Raw genomic sequence first — 13343 nt, forward strand, 5'->3', positions numbered from 1 at the left:
GATGAAACGCATTCCTATCGGCATGGCAATGGCGCTCGGCCTGATGGCAGGCACGCTGGCCCATGCGCAGGACAAACCCGGTTTCAAGGACACGCCGATCCTGCCGGGCGGTAATTGGCATGTCCATGATCCCGACCGGCCGGCCCCCACGGTCGTCACCCCGACGGTGCAACCGGGCGGCGCGCCGTCCGACGCGATCATCCTGTTCGACGGCACATCGCTCGACGCATGGCGCAGCGAGCGCAAGCCTTGGCCGGTGGCGAAGGGCGTGCTGACGGTCCCGTCCCGCGCCGAAAGCGGCGGCGAAAATGCTCTCATATCGAAGCAGGAATTTGGCGACGTCCAGCTGCATCTGGAATTTCGTTCGCCCAACCCGCCGACCAAGACATCGCAGGATCGCGGCAATAGCGGTATCTGGTTCATGCAACGCTATGAGGTGCAGATCCTCGACGGCTATCAGAACCCGACCTATGCCGACGGCACGGTCGGCGCTGTCTATGCGTGGAAGCCGCCGCTGGTGAACCCGTCGCGCAAGCCCGGCGAATGGCAGAGCTACGACATTATCTTCGAACGGCCCCGCTTCGCCGCGGATGGCAGCGTCACGCGCCCGGCCTATGTCACCGTGCTGCTGAACGGCGTGCTGGTGCAAAATCATCAGGCGATGCTGGGCACCACCGCTTGGCGCAAGATCGCCCAATATCAGGCGCATGGCGACAAGGCGCCGATCCAGCTTCAGGATCATGACTCGCCGGTATCGTTCCGCAACATCTGGGTCCGGCCCTTGCCGGAAGACGCTATCGCACAGGATTTGAAAGGGGCAGGACAATGATGGATCGCAGACAGGCGCTCGCCGGCGTACTCGCCCTGTTCGGCGCGCAGATTTTTGCGCCGCTCGCTCGCGCTGCCGGCCTTGCGCCCGCCGGTGTGATCAGTGAGGGCGCACCCAGCATCCAGGTGTTCACGCCCGACCAGCGCGCGCTGATGACGGCGCTGAGCGAGCGCATATTGCCGACCACCGACACGCCCGGCGCGATTGCGGCAGGGGTGCCCGCCTATATCGAAAAGCTGCTGGCCGACTGGGCGCTGCCGGAGGATCAGGCACCGATCCTGTCGGGCCTAGCGGAAATCGATTCCCGCAGCCGGCAGGATTACAAGATACCCGCCGTCGATACCAAGCCGGAACAGCAGGACGCCCTGCTGACGCTGGCGATGAACGACGCGATCCCGAACGGCATCGAGTTTTTCGAAGCGTTCCGGCAACTGGTCATCACCGGCTATTATACATCGGAAATCGGCATGACGCAGGAACGCGAATATCTGCCCGTACCCGGCGAATATAATGGCGCCTTCCCCTATGCTCAGGTCAACAAGGTCTATTCCGCATGATCATGAATCGTCGCTCCATGCTGCTGGGCGCGGGTGGCCTCGCCGCGCTCGCCAGCCAGACCTTCATCGCAGGCGGCGCGCAGGCGGCGCAGCTCCGCAAGGTCGGCCTGCAACTCTATACCGTGCGCGACCTCTTCTCCGCCGATCCGGTCGCCACGCTGGAGCAGGTGGCCAAGATCGGCTATCGCGAGGTGGAATTTGGCGGTGGCGGCTATGACGCCATGGACCACAAGCTGCTGCGCAAGACGATGGATCGCCTCGGCCTGACCAGCCCGTCGCTGCATATCGGTTATGACGCGCTGCTCGACAATTTCGACGCCAGCGTCGCCATGGCCAAGACGCTGGGCGCTGACACGGTCATCCTGCCCTATATGGTGGACAAGCATCGCGAAGCGGCTGCCTGGGACGCAGCGCTGGTCAATATCAACCGCTTCGGCGCGCAATTGAAAGCGGCTGGCCTTGGCTTTGCCTATCATAATCACGACTTTGAATTTACCGTGAAACCCGACGGCGTCAGCCTGTTCGACCGGCTGGTCAAGGCCTGCGATCCCGAACTGGTGAAGATCGAACTGGACCTTTACTGGGCGGTCCATGCCGGGGAAGATGTGCAGGCGCTGATCAAGCGTCTCGCCGGCCGCATCTACGCTTATCATGTGAAGGACATGCGCCCGGATCGCAGCATGACGGCGGTCGGCGCCGGCACGATCGACTTCGCCAGCCTGTTCAAGCTGAACGCGCTCGCCGGGGTACGGCATTTCTATGTCGAAAATGATCAATGCCCGGCGCCCTATATCCCGGACATCAGCAAGAGCTTCCAGACCCTGCGCGGCCTGCGCTTCTAAACATTTCATCCTTGGGAGAGGATCATCATGGCTTCGACGGACAGGTTTGATGCGATCGTCATCGGTACGGGCATCAGCGGTGGCTGGGCCGCCAAGGAATTGACGGAAAAGGGGCTGCGCGTCCTGATGCTGGATCGCGGCCATATGGTCGAGCATGGTGAAGGCTATACCTATGACGGCCGCCCCGCCTATGATGTGCCGGCCCGCAACATCATGCCAGACGCCTTGCGGGAGAGCGATTACTTCATCGCCAAACATGGCTATGTGCAGCCGAGCAATCAGGCCTTCTACAATAATGATCGCCTCAACCCCTATGATTATGGCGAGGGCAGCAAATTCTACTGGATCCGTCCCGGTGCCGTCGGCGGCAAGTCGCTGATCTGGGGCCGGTGGAGCTTCCGCTGGAGCGCCGCCGATTTCGAGGCGAACAAGCGGGAAGGGATCGGTGGTGCCTGGCCGATCACCTATGACGACCTCGTCCCCTGGTACGACTATGTCGAAAAATATGCCGGCGTGTCGGGATCGCGGGAAAACCTCCCCTATCTGCCGGACAGCCAGTTTCAGCCGCCCATGCCGATGAACATCGCGGAAAAATGGATGAAGCAAAGGCTGGAGTCGGAATTTCCCGGCCGGAAGTTGATCCACGCCCGCCTGTCCAACATGACGGAGGACAAGCCGGAGCAGGGCCGCACCAGATGCCAGGTCCGCAACCAGTGCGGCAATGGCTGTTCCTTCGGCGCCTATTTCTCGACGCAGGCGGTGACGCTGCCGGCCGCGCGGGCGACGGGCCGGCTGACGCTGCGGTCCGACGCGGTCGTCACCAATCTGGAATATGATCCCGCGACCAAGAAGGTGACGGGCGTGCGCTTCGTCGACACCAAGACGGGGCAGGCCGAAACGGTCAGCGCGAAACTGGTTTTCCTCAACGCCTCGACCCTCGGTTCGGTGCAGATTCTCATGAACTCGCGCCAGCCCGACGGCACGCGCAGCCATTTCGATTCCAGCGGTACGCTCGGCCGCTATGTCATGGATCATATCTTCCGCGTCGGCGTGAAGGGCGACATCCCCGGTATGGAGGAATTCATCGAATTTGGTCGTCGTCCCGGCGGCGTCTATGTCCCGCGCTTCCGCAACAATGGCCAGGAGGGCGATGTCGGTTTCAAACGGGGCTATGGCTATCAGGGTGCCGCCTATCGCGAACCGTCCAGGCCGGTCGGCTTCGGTGCGTCGATGAAGGAAGGCATGCGTCGCTATAGCGGCTGGAAATTCCAGATGGGCGCCTTTGGTGAATGCCTGCCCTATGAAGACAATCATGTCGCGCTGAACCCGGACAAGACCGACCGCTTCGGTGTCCCGCTGATGCGGTTCAACGTCACCTTCCGTGAAAATGAGCAGCGGATGATGATCGACGCCCGCGAGCAGGGCGAAAAGATGCTGCGCGCTGCCGGCCTTAAAAATGTCGAAAGCAGCGTGCGCGAGCATGTGCCCGGCGATGCCATCCACGAAATGGGCGGCGCACGCATGGGCGACGATCCCCGCGCGTCGGTGCTTAACAAATGGAGCCAGGCGCATGATGCGTCCAACCTGTTCGTCACTGACGGCGCGCAGATGGCGTCGATCAGCTGCGTCAATCCGTCGCTGACCTTCATGGCATTGACGGCGCGCGCCGTGGATCATGCGGTCAAGGGGCTGAAAGCCGGCACAGTCTGAACGACATCCCGTCCCTTTCGCCACTATGACGCAGTCGACAAGGCGCTATCAGGGGGGCGAGGGGGACATGGATGTGACGGTAAGGCGACGACAAAGGGGTGTGACTATCCGCGCAGTGGCGGAACGGGCCGGCGTATCCGCCATGACGGTGTCCAACGTGATCAATGGCGCCGGTCGCGCAGGCGCAGCAACGATCGAGGCGGTGCAGGCGGCGATTGCGGACCTTGGCTATGTCCCCAATCTCGCCGCCCGCCGTCTGGCCAAGGCACGGGCGACGACCGTTGGCCTGATTTACGACCGGCGCACACCCTTTCTGGATGCGGTACTGGTCGGTTCGCTGCGGGCCACCAATGCCCATGGGCTGCAACTCATCCTGCGCGATGGTGAGGATGTCGCGCGCGCCAGTGCCGAACGGATCGCGCAGGACCTGGTGCGCAGCGGGGCCGATGCGCTGTTGCTGGTCCCGCCCTTTGCCGAACGACTGAGCGGTTCGGCAGCGTTAGCTTCGCTGGGCGTACCGCTGGCAACGATCGCGACCGGCACGGCGATGGTGGACATCACCACCGTCCGCATCGACAATCGGGCGGCGATGTTCGCCATTACCGAGCGGGTGATCGCCAACGGCCACAGGCGGATCGCCTATATCGCCGGTCCCGATCCTTATAGCGTCGTCGCCGCGCGTCTCGACGGCTTTCGTGCGGCGCTCGCGCAACATGGCCTGCCTGAAGAACCGGCGCTGATCGTTCAGCATGGCGATTTCGACTATATGTCCGGCATCGCTGCCGCGCAGTCGCTGCTATCCAACCCGGACCGGCCCACGGCCATCATATGCAGCAGCGACGATCTGGCCGCCGGCGTCATCGCGCATGCCAATGACATTGGGCTGCGTCTGCCGTGCGATCTGACGGTGACGGGTTTCGACGACACGATATTGGCGTCGCGTATCTTCCCGCCGCTGACCGTGGTGCGCCAGCCCGTCGAGGACATGGCCTTTCGCGCGACCCAATGCCTGATCGCGGCGCTGGGCAAGGGGACCGAGCAGACCGTCATCAGCGACGAACTTTTCGACCATGTCATTGTCGAGCGCCAATCCGTAGCGGCGGCACCTGAACATGAATTTATGAAGGAGTGAGGCAATGAAGGCCAGCAGAAGGGAATGGGCAGCCATGGTGGCATTGGGTGGCGCGGGCATGGCGTTGACGCCGGCAAAGGCGGCGGAGCAACCACAACTGGTGCATCATGTCTTCTTCTGGCTGAAACAGCCCGGATCGCAGGCCGATCGCGACCGGCTAATCGCGGGTTTGCGCACCTTGCGGGATATCCCCGTCATCCGTCGTCTGGAAATCGGTGTGCCTGCCAGCACCGAAAAGCGCGACGTCGTAGACTCAAGTTATGACGTGTCGGAACTCATGTATTTCGACAATGCGCAGGATCAGAAAAGCTATCAGGACCATCCGATCCACCAGGCGTTCGTCAAAGCCTGCGAAGGACTTTGGCAGAAAGTCGTGGTCTACGACATGGCGATCGTACCGGGCTGAACCGGTATGGCATCCGCCCACGGGCGGTGGGAGGATGCCGCATCAACGCGCAATCAATGACGTTTGGCGCCTGATGACTTTACCTTGATCCGTTCGCTTCGAGCGCAGTCGAGAAGCAGATAGTGCGGTGCGAGCGTTTCTCGACTGCGCTCGAAACGAACGGAGGTTGTTGGATCGACCTGATACCATCCGATCCTGGCGCATCGCTGACAGAGGTAGTCCATCAATCCTTTCGAATTGACAAAGTAAATTGATTTAATAAATTGCCGGCCATCCGAACGGGCGACATAAGATCGTCTGGGGTGAGGAGAGAGCGGACTGGCATGGCTTTGACATATGGTGTTTTACGGTCGCGTTGGTCTCGACGCGCTATCGCAATGGGATTGCTCGCGACCGTAGCGCAGATCGGCGCAGCGCAATCACCGACCAAGCGCGGCGTCGACCTCGCCAATCCGCTGGTCGGCACAGCGCCGCTCGACCGGCAGGATCTGATCGGCAATGCGCCGCCGCCCGGCGAGCCGGTCTATTCCGGCCAGACATCTCCGGGGGCGCGCCTGCCCCATGCGTCGGTCGAAACCGCGCCGGTGAACAACAATATCGCGCTGACCTATCCCAATGGGGTGCCGACGCCCTATCATTATCCCAATCCCACGATGATCGGCTTCACCGGTGGCGGCGGGCAGACCTATGGCGGCAATGCCGAACCCATCATCATGCCGGTGGTGGGCGACTGGTCGGTGCCGCCTGCCTATAGCCAGGCTTATTATGACAAGAAGCGGGAGGTCGCGTCGCCCGGCCGCTATTCGGTCTATCTCGACACATTCCGGACGCAGGTGGACCTGACCGGCACCCGCTGGGCCAGCCTGATGCAGTTCGCCTTCCCGCAAAGCGAACGGTCGAACATCGTCCTCAATCTGCCGGGCCATGGCGGCACGGTGGAGGTGGTGGACGACCATACTATTCGCGGCTTGTCGAAGGGGCAGGAGTCGATCGACGGCCGCTATTTCGTCGCCGAATTTTCCCGTCCTTTCACCGCCCATGGCGTCTTCAGCAAGGCGCCGGGCGACGCGAAGGGGTGGGGCATAGGCGAAAAACATGTCGCGCCCGGCGAAAGCCGGATCGAGGGTGCCTATGCCGGGGCCTACGTCACCTACGCCACCAAGGCAGGGGACAAGGTGCTTGTCCGCATGGCCCATGGCACCAGTTACGAACAGGCGACACAGCGTCTGCGACAGGAACTGCCCGACTGGGACTTCGCCGCCGTCCATGCAAAGGCGCGGGGCGTATGGGACAGACTGCTGCGCCGCGTGCAGGTCAGCGGCGGCACGGAAAAACAGCGGGCGATGTTCTATTCCACCCTGTTCCAGTCCTTCGCCAGCCCCCGGTTGATCGCGCAAAAGGGGGAGAGCTTCACCGACAGCAATGGCAAAGTGCAGGTCGCGACCCATGACCGCTATGGCCCGGTGCCCTTCTGGGACACCGGCCGCAACCAGATCGTCCTGCTGACGCTGATGGAGCCGGAGGTGGTGCGCGACATCATGCAGTCCGAATATGAAATGGCGCAGGAAAAGGGGTATATGAACACCTCCTTCCACGCCGACAATGCGGTGTTCCTGTATCTGGGCGCGTGGAAGCGGGGCGTCGATTTCGATTACGCAGGCGTGTGGAATTATCTGCGTAAGAACGCGACCGATCCTAAAGGGCCGCGCGATTATCTGGCGGAATATGACCGCAATGGCTGGATCGCGGACATCGTGCCCGACAGCAATCCCAGCCCGCCCTATGCGGGCGGCAAGGCGGGCGCGGCCAAGACGATGGAATATGCGTGGGACGATCATGCGCTGGCCGACTATGCCAGGCGGCTGGGGAAGGCGGAGGACCAGCGCCGCTTCCTGAAACGCGCCGGAAATTATGCCAATGTCTTCGACAAGGGCACCGGCTTCATCCGGGGCCGCACGGCCGACGGAAAATGGATCGCCCCCTTCGATCCGCAGGAACCCTATTATAATTTCATGATGAAGGAAGCGTCGGGATGGTCCACGCTCTGGCTCGCCCCGCATGATGTGAAGGGGCTGATGACCCTGCTCGGCGGTCGCGAAGCGTTCAACGCGAAACTCGACCAGTTTTTCGGAACGCCCTACACGCCCAAGGGCATATGCCGCGACTGCACCGGCCTGATCGGTCAATATGTGCACGGCAATCAGCCCGACCAGCAGGTGCCCTATTATTATGACTGGTCGGGCCAGCCATGGAAGACGCAGGCGCTGGTCCGCCGCATCCTTGCCGACATGTATGGCAGCGACGCCGCCGGCTACGGCTATGCGGGCATGGACGATCAGGGCGCGACATCCTCCTGGTATGTCATGAGCGCCATGGGCTTCTACCCCGTCGATCCGTCCAGCGATGTCTATATGATCGGCAGCCCGATCTTCGACCATGTGTCGCTGGAAATGGGCGGCGGCAAGCGGCTGGAGATCAGCGCGCAGAATAATAGCGCCGCCAATATCTATATCCAGTCGATGACGCTGAACGGCCGGCCATGGGACAAGCCCTGGTTCCGCCATGCCGACATAAAGGACGGGGCAAAGATCGCCTTCGTCATGGGGCCGAAACCGAACATGCGATGGGGCAGCGCGCCACAGGCGACCGCGCCTTCCATGTCCGACGACCAGACCAAGGGGAAATGACCATGCGCTTTTTCGGCCCGGCCCTGCTGGCCCTTTCCGTCGCGGTGGCCCCGGCGGCCATCGCGCAAGGCGACGCCACCTATACCAGCGACCTGACCACCATCTGGGGCAAGGGCGTGACCCCCGATAATGTCTGGCAAAGCTATCCCCGGCCGCAACTCCAGCGGCGCGAATGGCGCAATCTCAACGGCCTGTGGGACTATGCGATCACCGCGCCTGCCGTGGCCCGGCCGGACAGGATGGACGGGCAGATATTGGTGCCTTTCCCGGTCGAATCCCGCCTGTCACGGGTCGCGCGAAAACTGACGCCTGACCAACGGCTATGGTACAAACGCAGCTTCACCGTGCCCGCCAACTGGGCGGGGCAGCGGATCATGCTGAATTTCGGCGCGGTCGATTATGCATCGCAAATCATGGTCAACGGCGCGCCGGTGGGCGGGCACAAAGGCGGCTTCGACGCCTTCGGCTTCGACATCACCGACTATCTGAAACCGGGCGACAATGAAGTGATGGTGCAGGTGGCCGATCCCAATTCGGCGGGCACCCAGCCGCGCGGCAAGCAATCGCTCGACCCCAGCGGCATCTGGTACACGGCGGTCAGCGGCATATGGCAGACGGTGTGGATCGAGCCGGTGCCCAAACTGCACATCGCCGACGTGCGCGCCACCGCCGACATCGACCGGGGCGTGGTGGAAGTGGACGTCGCGCTCAGCAACTGGGCCAGCGACACCGACGCCGTGCGCCTTACCGCCAGCAGCGGGGGCAAGGTCGTCGCGACCACGATCCTACGTGGCAACCGCCATGCGACCCTGCCGATCCCGAACGCGCATCTGTGGTCGCCCGACGATCCGTTCCTGTACGATCTCAAGGCCGAACTCATCACCGTGCGCGATCCCTATGCTGGCCAGACCGACCGCGACCGCATGGCCTATGACGTCCGCTTCACGCTGGCGGAGACGCAACGCTACGCCGCTGCGCAGTCTGATGGCGTGCCCCGCGACAGCGTCCAGACCTATTTTGCGATGCGCAAGATTTCGGTGGGGCAGGGGGCGGTGCGCGGCCAGCCGGTGCTGCTGCTCAATAACAAACCGCTTTTCCATAACGGCACGCTGGATCAGGGCTGGTGGCCCGACGGCCTGCTGACCCCGCCCTCGGAAGAGGCGATGAAGAGCGACCTCCTCTTCCTCAAGAAAGCGGGCTTCAACATGGTCCGCAAACATATCAAGGTCGAACCGGCACGCTATTATTACGACGCCGACAGGCTCGGCATGATGATCTGGCAGGACATGCCATCGGGCGGGGGGGAGGATCAGTTCGTCGCCGGCAGCAGTCAGGGACAGGCGATCTTCCCGTCCGCCACCATGGCCGACCATATCGATGAACTCACCCGCATGGTGGGCAATCTGCGCGCTTTCCCCTCCATCGTGCTTTGGGTCGTGAATAACGAAGGCTGGGGCCAGTTCGACAGCGACACCCTGTCCCGCACGGTCAAGGGGCTGGACCCCAGCCGACTGGTCGATGCGAACAGCGGCTGGATGGACGTCGCCCCCGGCGTGTCGGATGTGTTCGACATCCACACCTATGAGGACAAGCCCAATGTCCCCGCGCGCCATGCCGATCGGGCCATCGTGTTAGGCGAATATGGCGGTGTCGGCCTGCCAATGAAGGGCCATTTGTGGAAGCCGGGCAAGTCGCTGTGGAGCTATCAGGTGGCGGGCGGCGACGGCGATTATCTGACCCGATATCGCGCCAAGATGGAGGAGGTGGTGCGGCAGGCGAAGCAGCATGGCCTGTCCGCCGCCGTCTATACCCAGACCAGCGATGTGGAGGACGAAATCAACGGCCTCCTCACCTACGACCGCGCGCAGGCTAAGGCGAAGGCGGAGGATCTGGCGAAGATCGCCGCGCCTCTGTGGGACGCAACGCCCTGACATTGGGAGACGGAAAGCAGCCCGATATCCGAAACATTGCGCCGCTTTTAATTTAATTGACAAATTTCTTTTTTTAATCTGATATTGGCGATGGACAGGGGTTGTGGCCGGAACCGTTCCGAGCCGTCGCCTCTCCCATCATAAATCGAACAAGGGCGGATACCGCCCAAAACCCTTGGGAGGGTGCTGAAATGACTATTGGATGTGAGGAAACTCGCCTTGGTTCGGGCCGTGCCCGGTTGGCGCGCGCTTTGCTGGTTTCGGTCAGCCTCATGGGTGTCGTTACTGCCGCGCAGGCGCAGGATGCCCCCGCTGCCACGCCCACGCAGCAGCCAGCCGCCGCTCCGCAGGACGCCGCGCCGGATGGCACCATCGTCGTCACCGGCTATCGCCAGTCGATCGAACAGAGCCTGCGTCAGAAGCGCGAGGCCAATGCCTTTGTCGATGTCATCACGGCAGAGGATATCGGTAAATTCCCTGACAAGAATGTGGCCGACTCGTTGCAGCGCGTGCCGGGTGTCATCATCGAGCGCGATGGCGGCGAAGGATCGAAAGTCAGCATTCGCGGTCTCAGCTCCGACCTGACACTGACCCAGCTGAACGGCAATTTCATCGCTTCTGCCGATAGCGGCGATCCGTCGCGCTCGTTCAACTATACGCTGCTGCCCGCGAACATGATCTCCAGCGTCGAAACCTTCAAGTCGCCCGAAGCGCGGCTGGACGAAGGCGGCGTCGGCGGCACCGTCATCCTCAAGACCCGTCGTCCGCTCGATCTGGAACCCTGGACCGGCTTCGTCTCGGCCGAAGGCGTCTATGCCGACGTGTCCAAGAAGTTCGAGCCGCAAGTGTCCGGCCAGTTGAGCTGGCGCAATGCCGATGAGACATTCGGCATATTGGTTGGCGCCACCTATCAGGAACGGCGTAACCGGACCTTGTCGGCCGGGACCGAAACCTGGTCCTGGTGGACCTATGACCGCGCCAATGAGCCGGCGACAGACGTCAACGGCAACCCCTATGCCAATGACGACGCGATCACCTATTGGGCAGAAAATACCGGCGCCACGACGCAGGATGGTACCCGCTATTCGGGTTATTGGGCGCCGCAGGCGGTCAGCCAGTCGATTCAGGACCAGCAGCGCAAGCGTCTGGGCATTCAGGCGACGGCCCAATGGAAACCGACCGACGAGTTGACGCTGACCGCCAATTATTTCCGCTTTCAGATCAAGAACAACTTCACGTCGAACGTGCTGAAGATTCCCGAATGGGGTTATCGCAATTTCTTCACCGGCGGCACCTTCGACGACAGCGGCACGATCCTGCAAGGCGCGAACTTCGCCGTTCCTCCTGCCGGCACGGGATGCCTGGCGCAGGCCACGCCCTGCACCATGGAAACGCCGCAGTTGTCAGGCCAGTATAGCCGCGAAAAAATCACGTCGAACACCTTCGACATCAATGGCGAATATGAACATGACCGGTTTAAGGCCAGCTTCGTGGTCGGCAAGACGCGCGCGACCGGTGGTCCTTCGCTGCGTTTCAGCGTAGCGGCCAAGCCACGCCTGACCACGGCGACGCAAAACACCAACGGCAATCTGGTCAGCGACTGGGCATTCAAAAACGGCTCGGTCGACATGCAATTTTCGCCGGAGTTGCAGCAGAATATCATGAACGGCATCGCCCAGATCGACGTCGGATCGACCGGGGGCAGCTATACCAACAGCCTGATCGAACAAACCTATGCGCAGGTCGACCTGACCCGGTCCTTCGATAGTTTCATCGACTCCGTGCAGGTCGGTGCCAAATGGCGCGATGGCAAGGTCAGCCGCAAGATCGGTCGGGCCGAATGGTATGCCGATGCCGAAAACAAGATCCGCTATCAGGATACGCCGGGCGGCGCCGTGGCGCGGCCGGAATTCTTCTACGACAAGTCGATGGGCAATATTCCGGGCGGCTTCACCGCCAGTTCCTTCCCTGGTATCAATTTCGGCAATTATCTGGACTATCTCAATAGCACCTATGGCGATTCCGTTCGGGTAGAAGAGGATCAGAATCTCTACCGTATCGGGGAAAAGATCTGGGCCGGCTATGCACAGGTTAATTTCAAGACCGATACGCTACGCGGCAATCTGGGCCTGCGCATCGTCAATACCAAACAGACCGGTCGGTCGACCGACACGCTCTATTATCAGGACGATTATTGCGTGAACGGGCCGGGCGGTCCCTTCTCCCCGCCGCCGCAGGGCGCGGACGGCAACTGCCTGGTCATCCCGCTCGACGATCGTGAACGCCGCGTCTTCAGCGCGGTCGATGAATCGAAGAGCTACACGGATTTCCTGCCCAGCTTCAACGTCTCATGGGAAGTCCGCCCCGATCTTGTCCTGCGCGGCGCGGTGTCGAAGGTGATCGCACGGCCCGGCTATAATGACTTGGCTGGCGCCCGTTCGCTGACCTTCAACTCCGATGCCTTCGTCTATGACCGTCAGCAGTTTGGCGCGCGGCCCGGCTGGTTCGGCAATGGCGGCAATTTCGACCTGAAGCCTTTCTCCGCCTGGCAATATGACCTTGGCATCGAATGGTATTTCCATCAGGGATCGGTGCTGGGTGCCACCCTGTTCCGCAAGGATGTGTCGGACTTCATCGTGCCGCTGGTGCTCGACCTCACCCAGACCGTCGCGGGCGAGACGGTGGTGGTCCAGCAATATTCGACACAGGCCAACGGCTCCAAGGCCAAGTCGCAGGGCATCGAACTTTATGCCCAGCATACCTTGCCCTTCGGCCTCGGCGCGCAGGTCAACTTCACCTTTAATGACACATCGGTCGCGGACATCGCGCTCGGCGGCCAGACGGTCGGCACATCGCCGCTGGTCGGCAGCGCCAAGACCCAGCTTAATGCCTCGCTCTTCTGGGAAACCGACAAGTTCCTGGTCCGCGCCTCCTATAACCGCCGTGGCAAGGTGGTGCGCGGCATTGCGTCGGGCCTCAACATCTATGACGACCCCTATGAGCAGGTGGACCTCAATGCCTCCTACAATATCAATGAAAAGCTTTCGTTGACGGCGTCGGTCATCAACCTGACCAAATCGGAACAGCGGCAGCATCTGGGCAATGACACGAAGGATCGTTTCTATTCGAACGTCTATGCCGGGCGGCGTGCCTATGTCGGCGTGACCTATAATTTCTGACCGGGTCGCACCGAAGGGGCGGATGTCTGCACGCATCCGCCCCGCACTTTTTGAAACGGGGAGCAGGGAT

At 61.8% G+C, this 13343-nt stretch carries 9 protein-coding genes; all 9 read left to right on the plus strand.

The features are described 5' to 3' along the window. Nucleotide 1 precedes the first annotated feature (1 nt). Nucleotides 2-829: a DUF1080 domain-containing protein gene (locus RQH62_RS05520; RefSeq protein WP_311267745.1), complete on the plus strand. Its 828-nt coding sequence runs from the start codon at nucleotides 2-4 to the stop codon at nucleotides 827-829. After that, nucleotides 826-1386 carry a gluconate 2-dehydrogenase subunit 3 family protein gene (locus RQH62_RS05525; protein ID WP_311267746.1) on the plus strand — a complete coding sequence of 187 codons (561 nt, stop codon included), beginning with the start codon at nucleotides 826-828 and terminating at the stop codon, nucleotides 1384-1386. Before RQH62_RS05520 ends, RQH62_RS05525 begins: the two co-directional genes overlap by 4 nt. Continuing rightward, entirely contained in the window at nucleotides 1383-2228 is an 846-nt protein-coding gene (locus RQH62_RS05530) for a sugar phosphate isomerase/epimerase (protein WP_311267747.1), read from the plus strand. The genes RQH62_RS05525 and RQH62_RS05530 overlap by 4 nt, the downstream gene beginning before the upstream one ends. 27 nt (nucleotides 2229-2255) lie before the next feature. Then, entirely contained in the window at nucleotides 2256-3938 is a 1683-nt protein-coding gene (locus RQH62_RS05535) for a GMC family oxidoreductase (RefSeq protein ID WP_311267748.1), read from the plus strand. Nucleotides 3939-4005: 67 nt separating this feature from the next. Beyond that, nucleotides 4006-5070, plus strand: a complete 1065-nt coding sequence (locus RQH62_RS05540) for a LacI family DNA-binding transcriptional regulator (RefSeq protein ID WP_405053522.1) — start codon at nucleotides 4006-4008, stop codon at nucleotides 5068-5070. 4 nt (nucleotides 5071-5074) lie between these two features. Further along, nucleotides 5075-5476, plus strand: coding sequence for a Dabb family protein (locus RQH62_RS05545; RefSeq protein ID WP_311267750.1), 402 nt, complete (start codon nucleotides 5075-5077; stop codon nucleotides 5474-5476). Between the two features lie 377 nt (nucleotides 5477-5853). Next, a complete protein-coding gene (locus RQH62_RS05550; RefSeq protein ID WP_311267751.1) occupies nucleotides 5854-8163 on the plus strand; it encodes a GH92 family glycosyl hydrolase in 2310 nt (769 codons plus the stop codon). Continuing rightward, nucleotides 8160-10094, plus strand: a complete 1935-nt coding sequence (locus RQH62_RS05555; protein ID WP_311267752.1) for a sugar-binding domain-containing protein — start codon at nucleotides 8160-8162, stop codon at nucleotides 10092-10094. The genes RQH62_RS05550 and RQH62_RS05555 overlap by 4 nt, the downstream gene beginning before the upstream one ends. A 191-nt stretch (nucleotides 10095-10285) precedes the next feature. Next, nucleotides 10286-13273: a TonB-dependent receptor gene (locus RQH62_RS05560; RefSeq protein ID WP_311267753.1), complete on the plus strand. Its 2988-nt coding sequence runs from the start codon at nucleotides 10286-10288 to the stop codon at nucleotides 13271-13273. Nucleotides 13274-13343: the final 70 nt, after the last annotated feature.

The organism is Sphingobium sp. WCS2017Hpa-17, from assembly GCF_031843765.1.
Taxonomy (GTDB): Bacteria; Pseudomonadota; Alphaproteobacteria; order Sphingomonadales; family Sphingomonadaceae; genus Sphingobium.